The organism is Nitrospira lenta, assembly GCF_900403705.1.
GTDB lineage: Bacteria > Nitrospirota > Nitrospiria > Nitrospirales > Nitrospiraceae > Nitrospira_D > Nitrospira_D lenta.
Genome location: NZ_OUNR01000001.1, coordinates 553,872 through 570,525, shown reverse-complemented (window position 1 = coordinate 570,525; position 16,654 = coordinate 553,872). Strand labels below are relative to the sequence as shown.

General features: G+C 56.6%; 13 protein-coding genes. All 13 read left to right on the top strand.

Annotated elements, in window-relative coordinates; genetic code table 11:
- The first annotated feature begins 66 nt into the window (after positions 1-66).
- The 13 genes from NITLEN_RS18640 to NITLEN_RS02690 all read left to right on the top strand — a co-directional run bounded on the left by NITLEN_RS18640 (position 67) and on the right by NITLEN_RS02690 (position 16,632).
- Positions 67-300, top strand: coding sequence for an RHS repeat-associated core domain-containing protein (locus NITLEN_RS18640; protein WP_121988545.1), 234 nt, complete (start codon positions 67-69; stop codon positions 298-300).
- Between the two features lie 189 nt (positions 301-489).
- Positions 490-795, top strand: coding sequence for a hypothetical protein (locus NITLEN_RS17815; protein ID WP_146216071.1), 306 nt, complete (start codon positions 490-492; stop codon positions 793-795).
- On the top strand, positions 792-1,448 hold the full coding sequence (locus NITLEN_RS17810; RefSeq protein ID WP_146216070.1) for a HEAT repeat domain-containing protein: 657 nt from the start codon (positions 792-794) through the stop codon (positions 1,446-1,448). Before NITLEN_RS17815 ends, NITLEN_RS17810 begins: the two co-directional genes overlap by 4 nt.
- Before the next feature lie 2,114 nt (positions 1,449-3,562).
- Positions 3,563-4,525 (top strand): 4-hydroxy-3-methylbut-2-enyl diphosphate reductase, encoded by a 963-nt coding sequence (gene ispH, locus NITLEN_RS02735; protein WP_121988035.1) that lies wholly within the window; start codon positions 3,563-3,565, stop codon positions 4,523-4,525.
- A 154-nt stretch (positions 4,526-4,679) separates the two neighbouring features.
- Positions 4,680-8,381, top strand: coding sequence for a chromosome segregation protein SMC (gene smc, locus NITLEN_RS02730; protein ID WP_181416595.1), 3,702 nt, complete (start codon positions 4,680-4,682; stop codon positions 8,379-8,381).
- 185 nt (positions 8,382-8,566) lie between these two features.
- Positions 8,567-10,741 carry a squalene--hopene cyclase gene (gene shc / locus NITLEN_RS02725; RefSeq protein WP_121988033.1) on the top strand — a complete coding sequence of 725 codons (2,175 nt, stop codon included), beginning with the start codon at positions 8,567-8,569 and terminating at the stop codon, positions 10,739-10,741.
- Entirely contained in the window at positions 10,738-11,574 is an 837-nt protein-coding gene (locus NITLEN_RS02720) for a phosphorylase family protein (protein ID WP_181416594.1), read from the top strand. The genes shc and NITLEN_RS02720 overlap by 4 nt, the downstream gene beginning before the upstream one ends.
- Before the next feature lie 106 nt (positions 11,575-11,680).
- Positions 11,681-12,448 carry an MlaE family ABC transporter permease gene (locus NITLEN_RS02715; RefSeq protein ID WP_121988031.1) on the top strand — a complete coding sequence of 256 codons (768 nt, stop codon included), beginning with the start codon at positions 11,681-11,683 and terminating at the stop codon, positions 12,446-12,448.
- Between the two features lie 2 nt (positions 12,449-12,450).
- Complete coding sequence (locus NITLEN_RS02710; protein WP_121988030.1) at positions 12,451-13,209, top strand: ABC transporter ATP-binding protein; 759 nt, start codon at positions 12,451-12,453, stop codon at positions 13,207-13,209.
- Positions 13,210-13,222: 13 nt separating this feature from the next.
- Positions 13,223-13,666 carry an outer membrane lipid asymmetry maintenance protein MlaD gene (mlaD, locus tag NITLEN_RS02705; RefSeq protein ID WP_121988029.1) on the top strand — a complete coding sequence of 148 codons (444 nt, stop codon included), beginning with the start codon at positions 13,223-13,225 and terminating at the stop codon, positions 13,664-13,666.
- 57 nt (positions 13,667-13,723) lie between these two features.
- Positions 13,724-14,380, top strand: a complete 657-nt coding sequence (locus NITLEN_RS02700) for an MlaC/ttg2D family ABC transporter substrate-binding protein (protein WP_245924367.1) — start codon at positions 13,724-13,726, stop codon at positions 14,378-14,380.
- A gap of 21 nt (positions 14,381-14,401) precedes the next feature.
- Positions 14,402-15,604, top strand: coding sequence for a BamA/TamA family outer membrane protein (locus tag NITLEN_RS02695; RefSeq protein WP_121988028.1), 1,203 nt, complete (start codon positions 14,402-14,404; stop codon positions 15,602-15,604).
- Positions 15,605-15,618: 14 nt separating this feature from the next.
- Positions 15,619-16,632: a DUF3187 family protein gene (locus NITLEN_RS02690; protein WP_121988027.1), complete on the top strand. Its 1,014-nt coding sequence runs from the start codon at positions 15,619-15,621 to the stop codon at positions 16,630-16,632.
- Positions 16,633-16,654: the final 22 nt, after the last annotated feature.

Sequence of the window (16,654 nt, the reverse complement as noted above, 5' to 3'; positions counted from 1 at the left end):
GAGAGTCAGGCATCCCGCCGGATTCGCGACTGCTTGTGAAGCGGTCGGGAGAGCTGGGTTTGCTCGATCGCGTCACTCAAGAGGTCTCGCCGCACCGACAATCTCGGCTCGGTCACGACGCGCTACACGTATGGACCGTTTGGCGCGACAAGTGGGAATCTGTTCCAATTCACCGGACGGGAAAACGACGACACCGACCTCTACTACTATCGAGCGCGGTACTACAGCCCCACACGTAGCCGGTTCTTGAGTGAAGATCCGCTGGAGTTTGGTACGGGTGACATGAACTTGTATGGGTAGGTCTTCAACAATCCGACGAACCTTACGGATCCGACCGGAGAAATTGCGTCCATCATTGCCGCTGCCGGGATCGCCTGCCTCCGTGGCGCGGCGCAGAGTGTGGGCCAAGATCTGCTCATCGGCCTAGCTCAACGAAAAGTGGACGGGGGCGGAATCAATATTGATTGAATACAAGCGGCCAAGGGTTGCTTGACGGGTGGTTTCAATGCGGGGAAGAATGCTTTCAACGCAGCTAGAAATCTCGCGAATAAAGCCCGTAATGCGAAACTGCCAAAACTGGATACATCCGGGAAGGTGCATGGGCAAACCCCAAACCATGTGCCGCCGAAAGCAACGCGTGACGATCTTAAAGATCTTCAAAATGACCTAAAGAAAAGTATTGAAACTAGGAAGCTCGAGCAGACTCATTTAGGTGAAGATGGTCCGCATCGCAATCGCATTCGTGAAGAGGAACGCTTCTTGAGGCAGATAAATAAAGCACTCGGAGGGTCATGATGAATCATTTAGGTGATGAATTGATTGACAAAGTTTTGTCAGGTAAGGGAGATGCCCCCCCTTATGATCTGTTAGCCGCGTTCCATGCTGGCTACCCCGTAGCCAATCTTAGACGAGTGCTGAGCAGTAAGAGCGATCATGCCCTAAAAGCTGGAGCATGGCTCGCCTCTGAACTTGGGTTGGATGCTTTGCCTATCCTGGATTCCCTCTCGCCCTTGCTTCGACATCCGTTACGGTACGTTAGATTTTTCAGCATAGACGCTGTGCTGGTATGTGCAGGAGCTGGACATGCTCAAGCACTTTCTTCAGTAGTAGGTCTACTGAGAGATGATGATGAAGCAGTGAGATGGAAAGCTCTTGGAAGTATATCAAGGATGACCCAAGAACAATTAATTGAAAGCCTTCTCGCTCAGAACGACAAGGAGTTGGGCGAACGAACAGCTTGGCTGCTCCGTATTGAAGAATCTCAAAGCGCAGCGGATGAAATAGCAAAAACTCTTAATGGAGGATCAGCCGTGGGCCGGATTTTTGCCGTTGCCGCAGCGGCGCGGATTGCTGACAAAAATCCTTCAATTCTTGTCCTGGCGGCTAACTCTGAAGATCAGGCTATCAAGGCTTTTGCTCTAGAGCAACTCAAGCTACGTACTCTCTAGGAGAGATGGTGAGAAAGAGATGGGGGCGGTTCTTGACTGTACATTCAGCAAGACAAACGAAGATGGTGCGATCCAAGTGAGCCACGAATGAGCCCAACTCGGTGACGAAAGACTGTCGATGAAGCAGCTGGCGTTCTCAAAAGTGCTGATTGGCTGAAGGCAGGGGCTAGTTCTTGACCTCGCCCGTCCGCCCGCCACGCAATAGGAAGAGGGGGCAAACTCAAGAACTGACCTTGGATTCCATTTCGCGGAGGACTGAAATGCCAAAGTATGCTGTTATGCTCGAAGGGGAAGGATGTCTGATCAAGCTTCAAAAGCGTCCCCTCGGTAAAGTGCGAGCTCAAAAACTTGAGCGCAGAGGATTCTTCACTACAAGATTTGTTGAGGCCTCTGATGAGACGGAGGCTCGAAAGGAAGCTGTGAGGCTGGTACGAGACGAGATCGATAGTTTGATCTGTAATGAGCCAAATGATCCTTGGAAGCTTTCGATTGATGAGGTATGGGAGGACCCAGAAGAATTTGATGCACGAGCACCAGGAAAGGGGTGCACTTGGTACTAAGAGCAATTAAGGGGAGAGGTGAGAAGAAAGATGGGGGCCAGCTCTTGACCGCGTCTGCCCGCCACTCAATAGGGAGAAGGGGTAAACTCAAGAACTGACCACGAATTCCACAGATCCATTTCGATGCTAGAGCTCTCTATCCTGAGGATGTAAATGGAAAAGGCGATCAGGAAAGGCCTCGTCCAGTTTCTGGGATGGATGTTCTTTCTGTTAGGGACAGTTATCCTAAGTTTATTTATCTGGGCATTGTTCGTCCAGCAACAATCAATTGCTGCGGATTTCATTATTCTTGGCTGCTTGATGCCCACAATAGGAATTATTCTCGGCTTACTTCTCCTATACAGGTTTGCCCATGAAACATTCGTTACTGCCAATGGGGTGACTTTTAGCTTTCCCCTTGGGGCCCATGTGGCTAGGTGGGAGGAAATAGTTTGGTACAGATACGTTGCTCGCCGTTGGAGAGTGGTAGACGAAAGAGTCACACTGCTCACACTTTTTAAGATTGTTGGGCCAAGTAAGCGGTCGCGACTGGTACTTGCAGAACTAGTTTCGCTTCAGACCCGTCGAGGTTGGCGAACAAGGAACTACACATCCGAGTTGAATTCCTTCTGTCCCTTGAAGGATAGGACTAGGAGATGAAGCTACGCAGGGGGGAATAGAGAGAGCCCGGATTCCATTTCTACTGAAGAAAGATTCCCGCCCCATTTTATCCGCTCGGAGCAGTGATTGGATGGCAACGCCAGACGGAATCAGCGATCGTGATTGGGGCAAGGTCCATACCTTAGCCCTTCTGCTTGTCACGGCAAGCGTAACATCCAAGAAGAAAGCGAATAAAGCGTATAGTCAGAAGCTTTTGCGGTATCTGAATCGGCTAGAGGTAAAGTACGGTGAACTTCCAAGCATCCTCGCGACACGTGCTTGTTACATTGTTGGGAATAAACGAAAAGAAACCCTATTGTGTCGTGCCTATCGCCTTAGTATGCAACGGAATGACCTCCTTAATCAGGCAGAGATCGCGCACTCACTCTCAAGTCTTTATATTGAAAATTTGAGGCGATATCGAGAAGGGATCAATTGGTTGGGAAAATTGAAGGCTCATGCTCGGAAGGCAAAAGATAAGTATTTAGAGCAAGAGTATGATCGTCTTCGCTTGGAAGCGCAGAAAATCAAGGCTAAGTCCGGGAAGCCGGCCAGCTCTATACGAGAGCATGAGAGAGGTGGGGTTGGTTCTTAGCGTTGCATTCAAAAAGACAGACGAGGATGGTGCGGCCCAAGTAAAGCACGAATGAGTCCAACTCGGTGATGAAAGGCCTGGTTCGTAACGTCCTCACGACGCCAACCTCTCCATCACCGCCACCTTCCAGATTTCCTTCGCCACCCGCACCGGCGCGACAGCAGTGACCGTGACGGTGACAACGTTATTGGAAGGGGCTCTTCCGATGGGGCTCTTCTGTTGACGACATTGGACGATCTGACGTAAGGTGAAACGCGTGCGGTGAGCCGGCCGGGGTCGGTCTGGTCTCGTCAACTATCAGTGAAGGAGTATGAATCGCCATGAAGATATACCTTGCCAATCCGCGGGGATTTTGCGCCGGGGTCGATCGAGCGATCGATATCGTGGATCTGTCGCTCAAGAAGTACGGCGCTCCTATTTATGTCCGCCATGAAATCGTCCATAGCCGCCATGTTGTCAATTCGCTACGGCAAAAGGGCGCGGTGTTCGTGGAAGAGCTCAGCGAAGTCCCCGAAGGGTCGGTGGTGATTTTCAGCGCGCACGGCGTGGCGAAGTCAGTTTGGGCCGAGGCGAATCAGCGCCGGCTGCACGTCATCGATGCCACCTGTCCGCTGGTCATCAAGGTCCACAATGAAGTGAACCGGGAATACACCCAGGGGTATGAGCTGATTCTCATCGGCCATGCGGGGCATCCTGAGGTGATCGGGACGCTGGGGCAGATTCCCGATAAGTTCCACCTGGTGTCTTCCGTCGAAGATGTCGAGAAGCTCCACGTTGATAACACACGAAATTTGTCCTATGTGACGCAAACAACGCTCAGTGTGGATGAATGTCGGGATATCGTGGGTGCGCTCAATAAGCGGTTCCCGAATATCAAGGGCCCGCACCAGGAAGACATTTGCTATGCGACGCAAAACCGGCAGAATGCGGTGAAGGAATTGTCTCGCCTGGTGGATGTGATTCTGGTCATTGGATCGCCGAATAGTTCGAACTCCAACCGCTTGCGTGAGTTGGGGGAGCAGTGCGGGATTCCATCCTATTTGATCGACTCCGCCAGTGACATTCACCCTGATTGGTTGAAATCAGCCAAGGCGGTCGGGATCGCTGCCGGTGCATCGGCTCCGGAGGTCCTGGTGACGGAAGTCGTCGCGTTCCTCAAGAGCTCCGGTCCTTCAGAGGTGGAAGAGTTGACCGTGATTGAAGAGGATGTTGAGTTTCTCCTGCCCAAAGAACTCGTTCAGATCGAATCGGCCAGTAAGCCCGCTGCGAGCGCTGCACGATAATCATTTCATCCTGAGAAATCCATACATCTAGTAGGGGGCGTAACGGCCCCCTACTACCTGGGGTATTTTATTTTGATTTCCTTTTGGCCCTATGTTACAAGGGCCAAGCTATTTCTCCGCTCGCCAATCCGGCTCCTCAACTAAAGGTGAATCGATGTATTTGAAATCGCTCGATATGCTGGGGTTCAAGTCATTTGCCGAATCGCGGATTGAGTTCCCGCAAGGAGTGACGGCTATTGTCGGTCCCAACGGCAGCGGCAAGAGTAACGTGGTGGACGCCATTCTCTGGGTGTTGGGCGAGCAAAGCACGAAGACCTTGCGCAGTGAGAAAATGGAAGACGTCATTTTTAACGGGACGGAATTGCGCAAGCCGCTCGGTATGGCGGAGGTCTCGCTCATCATCGGTGGGCTCGATCACACGGCCTTGCCGCAAGAGGGTGGGTCGGGGTTGCCGAGCGAATTGACCGAGTTCCAGGAACTCATGATCACGCGGCGGCTCTACCGGAACGGCGATAGCGAATATCTCATCAACAAGACGGCGTGTCGGCTCAAAGATATCCGGACGTTGCTCATGGATACGCGGGCCGGTAGTAAGGGCCATACGGTCATCGCGCAGGGGCAGATCGATCAGATCCTCAACGCCTCTCCTCAAGACCGGCGTGAGTTGATCGAAGAGACGGCCGGGATTATCCGGTATAAAAAACAAAAAGCCGAAGCCCTCCGCAAGCTCGACGCCACCCAGCAAAATATTTTGCGTGTGCGTGACATCATTGCGGAAGTGAAAAAACAGCTGAACTCACTGGAGCGGCAGGCGCGGCAGGCGCGGACCTATCAGACGTTGCAGCAGGAAGCGCGGGCCGTCGAGATCGAGCTGTTGACCAGAGAATTCGTGGCGCTACGGGCGGGTTTGAAGGACGTTGAAGCGGAGGTGCTGAATCTCGATCAGCAAGAATCCGAAAAAGCCGCCGGGCAGGCGCGGTTCGCGACTGATCTGGAGCAGTCCCGCTTGCGGGCGATTGAAATCGGCGAGTCGACCGGGCAGATCCGTGAGGAATTAGGGCGGATCGAACATCAGCAGGCACAGGCGCTGACGGCGTCTGAGGTCGAACGGAACCGCAGCCAGTTATTCGAGCAGCAGCAACAGCAGGAATCCCATGAGTTGGAAGGGATGGCGACTGCCCAGGAAGAATTGGCGCACTCGCTGGAAACCATCGAAGCGTCGCTGGTTTCGCTGGAAGAGGAGTTGCTGTCTCGCGAGCAGACCTTCGCATCGCTCGATGAAGATATGGAGCGCCTCCTGCATCAGCGAGCCTCTGCGGTTGCGGAGGAGGAGCGCGGGCGTCTCGACATTATGCAGTTGGCGGTTCTGGTGGCGAACACCGAGCAGTCTGTCTCGCAGTTGATTGCCAGAATGGGCGAAGTGTCCGAGCGGGGGACCAGGCTGGTTGCGGAACAAGAGGAGCTGGAAGGGCATCGCTCGACGGCGTTGACGCGCCACGAAGCGCTGCGGCAGGAGTACGGCGAGGCGGGACGCATGGTCGCCACGATTCGCGCGCAACAAGAGACTGTCCAAACTGAGGCCGCTAATGTGACGGCTGAGCAGCAGGAGCTCGATCGCGTCATCCTTCAGCGATCGGAAGAATTGGCGGCCGTCGATTCACGGTTGCAGGCGCTGCAAGGCGTGGTGCGCGAAGAAATGGGATATGGGCGGGAAGGGCAGGATGAAGGCACGGCGCTCAAATCCTGCGAAGGCGTTCGCGATGCAATTGCCGAATGGCTGGTGATCCCTCCCGGCATGGACCGGGCGGTCGAAGCGGTATTGGGGGAACGTGTGCATGGGTGGTTTGTCGATGAGCCGGCCGTGGCGCAGCGCGCGATTAGTTTTCTTCGTGAAAAAGAACTGGGGCGCGGGACGTTTATTCCGCAGCAGCCGCGTTGGGAACGCGCCGGATCGGGTGCACATGCCTGGTGGCAGGTGCTGGCCGATCAGGCCGGTGTGGTGGGCCGGGCGGTCGAGTTGATCCAAGCGGACGAGGCCCGCACGGCGGCGAAAGACTGTCTGTTCGATCGCGTGGTGATTGTGGAGTCGTTGGATCATGCGGTGCGGTTGTGGGAGCGGCAGCTCTGGGCCGGGGCCGAGGGCCCGATCTTGGTCACCTTGGCGGGTGAAGTGATGGATGCGTCCGGCGTCATCAGCGGCGGCCATGCCCATGCGGGGCAAGGATTGCTGGAACGCCGGCGCGAGGTGGTCAGCCTGGAGGCCAAGCGGAGCGAACTCACCACCGCGGTCGAGTCCGATAAACAGCGACGCCTTGAGTTGCAGGGTCTCGGTCAGAGTTTGAGCTTGCAGATCCGGCAGTTGGCCGAGTCGTTGCGCGATACGGAAATGCAGGATTTGTCCTTGCGGAAAGACGAAGAAAATCTCCGACAATTTGTGGCGGATCTCGACGTGCGTCTTGCGGGTATTGCCGCCGAGATACAAAAAGGCATCGTGGATCGGCAGCGGTTTGAGCAGGAGGCGCGTTCGACGCAAGCGCAGCTGGCGCAGTGGATCAGTGAGAAGGCCGGACAGGAGGCCAGTTTGGGGCGCGTGCGGGAGCGGCTGACGGCCATCGATCAAGAAGGCCGGGTCTTTCAAGAACGGGTAACGGAAGCGCGTTTGCTGTCCGAAAGTTTGCGCGCCAAGCAAGGGCATGAGCAGGCGAATCGTCTCCGCATCAGGCAACAGCAAGTCGAAAGCGAACAGCGCCGGCAGGCGCTGCAGAGTCACCTGGAAGGCTTAGACCGCGACATTCAACAGAGCCAGGAAGAACGCAGCCGTCAAGAAGCGCTGTGCCAAGAATTTGGCGGGGCTGCGGCGACGGTCAAAGCGCGGTTGATCGCCGCGCAGGAACAGCAGGCTCAGGAGATGGCGGTTGGACAGTCGTTAGAGGCCGGCCTGGATACAGTGCGTCGCGACATGTCGGCGGTGCGGGACGCGCGTATGGCGGTCGAAGTCCGGCGGGCTGAGCTGCGCACGCAATTGAGCGCGGTCGAGAGCACCTTATCGGGAACCTATCAGTTGGATCCGGTTGTGCTCGCGGATGGTCCGGCGCCGGGTCTTGAGCGTGCCGCCGATGCCGGTGTCGAAGAGGCCGTCGAGGTTATTGTCAATCCGCTGGCGCAGACAGCGCACGCGGAACTGAAGGAGCAACTGCACAAGTTGCGTGAACGGCTCGACCGCATGGGGCCGATCAATCTCGCGGCGATCAGCGAGCATCAGGAGCTGGATCAGCGGTACACTTTCCTGACGACTCAAGAGCAGGATCTTGCCGCGTCGATCAATTCCCTCAAGGAAATCATTCAGCGGATCAACAAGACGACGAAGGACATGTTCGTCACCACGTTCGCCGAGCTTCAGCAGAAGTTCACCGAAGTGTTCGGCCAGTTTTTTCCCGGCGGGCGCGCGGAGCTGTTGCTGGTCGATGAGCCGGTCGGAGAAAACGGAGAAGGCGGGGGGAATCAAGAGCCGGGCGTGGATATCGTCGCCCAGCCTCCGGGAAAGCGCTTGAAGAGCATCACCATGCTGTCCGGCGGTGAGAAAACTTTGACGGCCATGGCGCTGCTCTTCGCCAGTTTCCTGATCCGGCCGACGCCGTTTTGTCTGCTCGACGAAATCGACGCCCCGCTCGATGAAGAAAATATCGGGCGGTTCACCAGTGTGCTGCGGGAGATGTCGAAGAACGCGCAGTTCCTCGTCATCACGCACAATAAACGCACCATGGCGATTGCCGATTCGCTGTTCGGCGTGACGATGGAACAGCCGGGCGTGTCCAAGTTGGTGTCGGTGCGGTTGGGTGATCTCCAGCCGGCCTGAGGCAAGCTGCAAGGCTCGGATATCGCAGAAGACTTCTCACTCGCGTTGCTTGACTCACGTAGGGGTGTCTGTTATATCCCCCACCGATGGGCGGCTTGCGCTCGGCAGTGGGCCGGCGTCTCCAGAGCCGAGTGGTAGACCGCACGTCTTCCCCCCACCATCTGCCCTATGGTCATTAGGATTTCATGAAACTCTTTCGCACACTGTTTGACCGAATCTCCAGCAGTCTGCTCGCGACGATTCCCGGAAAATACAATCCGGCGATCGGATACGCGCAAGCGCCTCCGCTCCGGCTTGTCTCGGATAAAATTACGCCATTGGCGGCGCCCGATTTGTCCCGCCGGCCGTCGGCCCATACCGTGAGTCAGCCTGATGCGATCGACGATGCGATTCGGCGCAGTCAAAGCTGGTTTTTATCCAAGCAGGATCCCGCCGAGGGGTTCTGGGTGGCCGAACTTGAAGCCGATACGACATTGACGTCGGAATATCTGATGTTGCGGCGGTTTCTCGATTGTGTCGATCCGGTCAAGGAAGAACGCGCCGTCAAATATTTACGGACCATGCAGTTGCCCGATGGCGGATGGCCGATTCATTACGGCGGGCCCGCGGAAATCAGTGCCTCCGTGAAGGCCTACTTCGCGTTGAAGCTCAGCGGGGTTCCGGCAACCGATCCCTGCTTGCTGCGTGCGCATGAGCGCATCATGGTTATGGGCGGAGTTGTTCAGGCGAATGTCTTCACGAAAATCGCGCTGGCGCTGTTTGACCAGTATGACTGGGAAGGCGTGCCCCACATGCCGGTCGAGATCATGCTGCTGCCGAAGCGGTTCTATTTCAGCATCTACGCGATCTCCTATTGGTCTCGCGCCGTGCTCATCCCGTTGCTGATTGTCTTTGCGCATCAACCGGTGTGCCGCATTCCGCGCGAACAGGGGATCGAAGAATTGTATCTCGTTCCGCGCGGCCAGGTGCCGTATTGGAAATATCCGCCGTTCAACAAAGATCAAGCCTGGTTCACGCCGCACAATTTCTTCGTCATGCTGGATGCGGTGTTGAAGCTCTATGATCGGATGCCGCTGCTGTGGCTGCGTGAGAAGGCCATGCACAAGGCCGCGACGTGGATGCTGGATCACCTCAAAGGGAGCGGCGGCTTGGGTGCGATTTATCCGGCCATGGCCAACTCCGTACTCGCGCTCCGGTGCCTAGGGTACGAGATGGATGACCCGCTGGTGCAGAAGGCGCTTCGAGAGATTGAAGAGTTGGAAGTGTACGACACCGCGACGCTGGACGGCCAGAGGGTGGCGACTTTGCACCTGCAGCCCTGCCATTCCCCGATTTGGGATACGGCGCTGCTCATGAATGCATTGAGCGAAGCGGGCATGCCGCAGGACCATCCGGCGCTGGTGAAGGCGGGCGCCTACCTCATGTCTCGTCAGACAAAAGCGGTCGGCGATTGGACGATCTCTTCTCCGCAGGCTGAGCCGGGCGGGTGGTATTTCCAATTTGAAAATGAGCTGTATCCCGATGTAGACGACTCGGCCGTCGTGTTGATGGCGCTCGCGAAGCTGAAGATGCCGGAGCCGGCCGACCTGCGGGAATCCATTCGCCGCGGGATGCAATGGGTGCTGGCCATGCAGAGTTCCGACGGCGGCTGGGGGGCCTACGACAAAGATAACAATCGAGTCGTCTTTAACTACATTCCGTTCGCGGACCATAAGGCATTGCTCGATCCGAGCACGGCGGATCTTACCGGGCGCTGTTTGGAAATGCTGGGCGCGTTAGGCTATGACCGCTCCCATCCGGCGGCGCAGTCGGCGCTGGCGTTTATCAAGAAGGAACAAGAGGCGGACGGCAGTTGGTATGGCCGCTGGGGCGTGAATTACATTTACGGCACCTGGTCAGTGCTGGCGGGCCTTCGCGCGATCGGGGAAGACGTCTCGTCTCCCTACATTCGCCGGGCTGTGTCCTGGCTGGAGTCCAAGCAAAATCCCGATGGTGGATGGGGTGAGGCGTGCCACTCCTATGCGGAAGAAGCGCATAGCGGCAAAGGCCAGAGCACGCCGTCGCAAACGGCGTGGGCCTTGATGGCGCTGATGTCCGCCGGTGTGACGGAATCGTTGAGCATCGCCCGTGGCGTGCAGTTTCTCTTGAGGCATCAGCTCAAGGACGGCTCTTGGGAAGAAGTCATGCACACCGGCACGGGCTTTCCGCGGGTGTTCTATCTTCGCTACCACTGGTACTGCCAGTATTTTCCTCTGTGGGCGCTCGCGATGTATCGCAATCTCCGGTCGCGGGGCCGCATGCGGTCAGAAGAGCTTCAGGAACAGGTTGAGTCTTCCGGTTGCTATCGGTTCGATCATTGACGGACGCGCACGTTCCGACGACGGTGCCGTCTGCTCCTCCTGTCGCTTCTCCGGTCCCCATCAGCTTGGTGATTTTTGTCGCGACCGTCTGGGAGTTTGCCGCGGTGCGGGCCGCCGTTCCCGGAGGCCATACGGACAAGCTACAGGGGCGACCGCGGTATTGCGCGTCGGTAGGCGGGAATGAATGCTGGGTGATTCAGACCGGGGTGGGCCCGCAGCGGGCGCATGCCGCTGCGCGGGACGTTCTGTCTCAACAGGCCTTTGCCTTGGTTATTTCAAGTGGATTCGCCTGCGCGCTGGTGCCGTCCGCCATCGGCGATATTTTGATTGGAACTACCGTGGCGCCGATTCGTGACGGAGGGTCGCTCGACTATCTTGAGATGGCGGGAGACGAGCGGCAGCGGTGGTGCGCATTGTTCAGCGGAAACGAGGTCCGCGCCACCGCCGGCGCGTTTATCTCCGCGGACCGCATCATCTACCGCGCCGCGGAGAAAGTGGCGCTGGCGGAACGCACGCACGCGACGGGGTTGGATATGGAGAGCGCGGCGCTGGCGAGTGAGGCGAAGGCGGCTCAGGTGCCGTTCCTTATCGTGCGGTCAGTGTCGGACTTAGTTCTGGAAGAACTGCCTCTTGACTTCAATCTGTTTCTCAGGCCCACTGGGTGGGTGAAAGGCCTAGGGTCCCTACTTGTGCATCCGTCGAGCTTGTTAGGGCTTAACCGGCTGCGGCGGCAAAGCGCCGTTGCGGCGGCGACGCTCACGAACAGCCTGCGGACCGTGATCAATGCTCGATTCGGAGTCGGGCCGGATTCCCACAGGACGATGAGATCATGACAGTGCTCGCAGCAATAGGGCGGCCGATCTTGCGATCTGTCCGAGCGCGGATCGTGGCCGATGCTCGGTTCAGAGCCAGGCTCGATGTACACAGGACGATGAGATCATGACAGTGCTTGCAGCAATAGGGCGGCCGGTCTTGCGAAATGTCCGGGAAATGGGGCGGATGCTCATTTTTCTCGTGTCATCGTTCGGGTGGTTGCTGCGACCGCCGTTTCGGTTCTTCCAGTTCGTCAAACAGCTGCACTTCATCGGCTATAAATCCACATTCGTTGTCGTGTTGACGGCCGGATTCACCGGCATGGTGCTCGCCCTTCAGGGCTATTACACGTTGCGGAAGTTCGGTTCTGAGGGATTGCTCGGGTCCGCCGTGGCGTTGAGTATGATTCGTGAGCTCGGACCTGTGTTAGCGGCGCTGATGGTAACGGCTCGGGCCGGTTCCGCCATGACCGCTGAAATCGGCATTATGCGCATCACGGAACAGATCGACGCGCTCGATACTATGGCGATCAATCCGCTTCAATATCTGATTGCGCCAAAAATAATCGGGGGCTTGATCGGCGTGCCGTTGCTGGTGGCGCTGTTCGACGTCGTCGGGATTTACGGCGGCTATTTGGTCGGTGTGGATTTGCTCGGCGTCAATGCCGGATCCTACTGGACATCGATTGAGTCCGCTGTCGAATGGAAAGATATTTACGGCGGTATCCTCAAGTCGATCAGCTTCGGATTGATCATCAGCTGGGTCTGCTGCTACAAGGGCTTCTATACCCGGATGAGTGCCGAGGGATTGGGTTCGGCGACGACTGAGGCGGTGGTGTTGTCTTCGGTGTTGATCCTGGTGTGGGATTATTTCCTGACGTCGATCTTGTTGTAAGCATGCTCAAGCTTGTCGGTGTCAAAAAAACGTTAGGGACGCAGGCCGTGTTGCGAGGGGTTGACCTCACGATCCCTTCCGGAAAGTTGACGACGATTATCGGGCGCAGCGGAGAAGGGAAGAGTGTGCTGTTGAAGCACATGATCGGACTGCTCCAGCCGGACGAGGGACAGGTTTGGGTCGGGGATATCGATATCTCCCATCTGCGCGGCCGGCCGTTGAATGAAGTGCGGAAGCAATTTGCGATGTTGTTCCAGGGGGCGGCGCTGTTCGACTCGATGTCCGTCTTTGAGAACGTGGCCTTTCCCTTAAAGGAAAAGCTGCGGATGAAGGGTCCCGAGGTGGCGACGCGAGTGGACGAGATACTTGAACAGGTCGGATTAGCCGGCATGGGGCACAAATTTCCGGCTGAGCTCAGCGGCGGGATGAGAAAGCGCGCCGGATTGGCGCGTGCGTTGGTGATGCGGCCTGAGATTGTGTTGTTCGATGAACCGACCACGGGGTTGGATCCATTGATGGCGAAATCCATTCATGAGTTGATTACCAAGACGCAGCGGCAGTTTGGGTTTACGGCGGTCATGGTCAGTCATGAAATTCCGGAGATTTTCTTCTTCTCCGACTACGTTGCCATGTTGAAACAGGGACGGATTGCGGTGATGGCCCCGCCTGCCGAATTCATACGAACGACAGATCCGGAGATCCAGGAATTTATTTCAGTCGGGGGGCCGGTCGTGCTGTCCGGCGCCGCTGCAAGCTCGTAACGGGAGTATGGCGATGGAAAATACCAAGCTCGAACTGGTGGTCGGCGCGTTTGTCCTGGTCGGGATCCTGTGTCTGGGCTACCTCTCTATTAAGCTGGGGAAGCTGGAGGTGATCGGCGGCGATCTGTATGAAGTCACCGCGTTGTTCAATACCGCGACCGGCCTGAAATCGGGAGCAACCATTGAAATTGCGGGTGTGGAGGTGGGGCGTGTGAGGAGTATCGCGCTCAAGGAAGATCGCGCAATCGTCACGCTCGCCGTCGACAACGGGGTCAAGCTCTATACGGATACTATTGCGTCGATCAAAACGAGAGGGATTATCGGGGAAAAATTTCTGGCGCTGTCGCCCGGCGGCGGCGGAGATCCGTTGAAGCCCGGTGATACTATTCGGGATACCGAGTCCGGTCTGGATCTTGAGGAGTTGGTTAGTCAGTATGTGCATGGTAAGGTGAACTGATTTGGGCGCTCTTCCGTAAGGCCTTCCGCGGGGCCGTTTGCATAGAGGAGTTTTTTGATGACGACGCATGGTACGACGGTTCTCGATGGCGCAATGATGCGGCGGATTGGCCGGATGGTCCTGATCGGGCTGATGGGACTGTGTCTGTCGCTCGGGTTCACTCACTCTCAGGCCCTTGCCGGTCCTCCGACGGATTCGATGAAAAGCACGATCGACGAGGTGCTGCGCATCATTCGCGATAAAGAATTGAAGCAGGCGGCCAAGGCCGAAGAGCGGCGGTCATTGCTGGAGAAAGTGGTGGCCGAGCGGTTTGATTATCAGGAGATGTCGCGTCGCGCCCTTGGTGCTCCCTGGAATCAGTTGTCGGACAAGGAGAAGCAAGAGTTCGTGTCCTTGTTTCAGACGCTCTTGACCAATTCGTACGCAGAAAAAGTGGAGTCCTACTCAGGCGAAGGCGTGCAGTATGTGAATGAACGGACTGAAAAAGACTATGCCGAAGTGCGAACCAAGATTCTCTCCGGGAAAACGGAAATCCCGCTCGACTACCGTCTCCTTAATCATGGTGCCGATTGGCGGGTGTATGATGTGGTTGTCGATGGCGTCAGTTTGGTAAACAACTATCGCGGGCAATTTACCAAGATTCTTCGCGCGTCGTCCTACCCCGACCTCGTCGATCAGCTCAGGAAAAAATCCGATAAGCTTAAATCTCCGTAAGACCAGTCAGGCCGCCTGTTCATGTTTCCCCTGCATCGACTTGCTATTGCGATCATGTGCTTGTGGATTGAGATAGGCGGAGTGTGCCTTGTCTCTGCCTGGGCCGACACGCAAGTCATCCCCGTCCCGTCTGTGTCGACGACGCGCAACGACGGTAATGATCTCGGGCTGATCATGCCGATTCTCGTGACGGATCCCGACGGCGAGCTGAAATATCTGATGGCTCCGATGTTGATCCGGAATTCGATTGTCGGAACCCGAGGCGCGTTCAATTTCTTTCAGTACGAACCGGGCGGGCGGCAAATTCAATTTATCGGTTCGTACACGGAAAAGATCGAGCGCAAGCTCGTATTTTCCTATGTGGATCCCGCCTTCAGTAACGGCCGGTATTTTCTCCAGTTCGGCGGATCGTTCTTCAAGAACGCCACGTCCCGGTTTTTCGGTTCCGGGCAAGACTCGCTGGAAGCGAACGAAACCAATTACACCGCTCGTGAAATTCGGGCGAACTGGCGGTTCGGCGTCTATCTGAACGAGGTGACGCAAATCGCGCTGGCTCAGCGTGTCCGGGATGTGCAGCTTCAGCGCGGCGCCACGAATCTTCCCTTCACGGGCGAGCGGTTTGGCGCCGTGGATGGAGTCAAAGGGGAATCGATCATCGTCGGGCACCGCGCAAGCTTTTACTATGATACCCGCAATAACTTAGTGACCCCGACGGACGGGATGGCCGTTACGGCGTATGCGGAGTTGAATCAGAATGTGAGAAACGGTGAGCATCCGGTGTATTCGCGCTACGAACTCGACATCAAAAAGCTGTTTCCCAGCGAATCGAAGCGGGCCATTCTTGTCATCCGGGCGAATTTGCAGGCGACGATCGGCACGCAGGTTCCGTTTTACGAGCAAAGCTCGCTGGGCGGGCAGAATAATCTCCGCGGGTTCGGTGTCGACCGGTTCATCGACAAGCATTTGATTGCCGTGAGTATCGAGGAGCGAATCCATATCGCCCGCACCAGGCTGGCCGGGGTCATGGCGGACTTTGAAGTGGCCCCGTTTCTTGATACCGGGCAAGTGTTCGGGGATTTCAAAGATGTCAGCGTCAAAGATTACCGGATGACTCCGGGGATCGGCATTCGCGGCATTGTGCGGCCGAATGTCGTGGGACGGCTTGATTATGGATTCAGTCGTGAAGGCGGGGCCATTTTTGCCGGCCTTGATTTTCCTTACTAGGAGCGAGGCATAGGATGCCGTGGGGACAGTGTGTTTTTGCCATTCTCTTTATAAGTTTTGTCTTGGCCGGTGGGGGAAGTCCCCGGCTGGTGTTGGCGGAGGGGTTTGGACCGTTTCCCGTGAGAAACTTCCAGCCACTTCACCAGTTAGTGCTGGGAATGCCCGGTGATCGCGCGACGGTCTTGGCGCCTGGAGCGCTCGATCTTCGTATTGAACTCGCCAATACGGCCAACGTCTTTTCCGATACCACGCCGCAGGCGTCCGTCACGATGAAGTTTGAGAGTATCCGGTCAGGGTTCTTTCTCCGTTACGGAGTGACTGAGCGACTGGAGGTGGCCGTGGAAGTGCCGGTCGTGAACCGGTACCGGGGCATCATGGATGGCATGATCACGGCTGTGGAGCGGGCGACGACCGGTTTGGCGCCCGATCGGAAGGCACTCGATGGGACGGGATACGCCTATCACGTGACGTCGAACGGACGCAACGCGATCAATGCGCGAGAGGGTGTGGTCGGATTGGGCGATGCGTCGGTGATGGGAAAGTATCAGGTCTTGACGGAGACTAGTGTGTTGCCGGCGTTGTCGTTTCGCGCGGCGATCAAACTTCCGACGGGAGACGAGTCGAACCTTCTGGGAAGCGGGAGTCCGGATTACGGGTTGGGTGTGGCCATGGAGAAACATGTGGCCAAGAACTGGATGGTCTATGCGAATCTCAATGGTGTGATTCCGACCGGCCGCATTGCAGGATTTGAGTTGCAGCCGGTTATTTCTGGCCTGGTCGCGGTGGAGTATCTCTGGTCGGAGAACTTTTCCATCCTAGGACATTTCGACTACTTCTCCTCGCCGGTGAAAGGAACCGGCACGCATGTGTTCGACAAGGGCGTGACGGAAGGCGTCCTCGGTTTTAGTTATCGTCTGCGCCCGCAGTTGCTTTGGCAAGTCTATGCCGTTGAAAATCTCGACTTCATCGTCGGGAGTGCCGCTGACTTTACACTCTCCACGGTAATGACCTTTCAATTGGGGTCGTGACGCACTCGAGTTGTTCGGTGGC

Bases quoted from the DNA above. Each gene is read 5' to 3' on its own strand.
- NITLEN_RS17810 (WP_146216070.1), top strand. From the start codon at position 792: ATGATGAATCATTTAGGTGATGAATTGATTGACAAAGTTTTGTCAGGT.
- ispH (WP_121988035.1), top strand. From the start codon at position 3,563: ATGAAGATATACCTTGCCAATCCGCGGGGATTTTGCGCCGGGGTCGAT.
- smc (WP_181416595.1), top strand. From the start codon at position 4,680: ATGTATTTGAAATCGCTCGATATGCTGGGGTTCAAGTCATTTGCCGAA.
- shc (WP_121988033.1), top strand. From the start codon at position 8,567: ATGAAACTCTTTCGCACACTGTTTGACCGAATCTCCAGCAGTCTGCTC.
- NITLEN_RS02715 (WP_121988031.1), top strand. From the start codon at position 11,681: ATGACAGTGCTTGCAGCAATAGGGCGGCCGGTCTTGCGAAATGTCCGG.
- NITLEN_RS02710 (WP_121988030.1), top strand. From the start codon at position 12,451: ATGCTCAAGCTTGTCGGTGTCAAAAAAACGTTAGGGACGCAGGCCGTG.
- mlaD (WP_121988029.1), top strand. From the start codon at position 13,223: ATGGAAAATACCAAGCTCGAACTGGTGGTCGGCGCGTTTGTCCTGGTC.
- NITLEN_RS02700 (WP_245924367.1), top strand. From the start codon at position 13,724: ATGACGACGCATGGTACGACGGTTCTCGATGGCGCAATGATGCGGCGG.
- NITLEN_RS02695 (WP_121988028.1), top strand. From the start codon at position 14,402: ATGTTTCCCCTGCATCGACTTGCTATTGCGATCATGTGCTTGTGGATT.
- NITLEN_RS02690 (WP_121988027.1), top strand. From the start codon at position 15,619: ATGCCGTGGGGACAGTGTGTTTTTGCCATTCTCTTTATAAGTTTTGTC.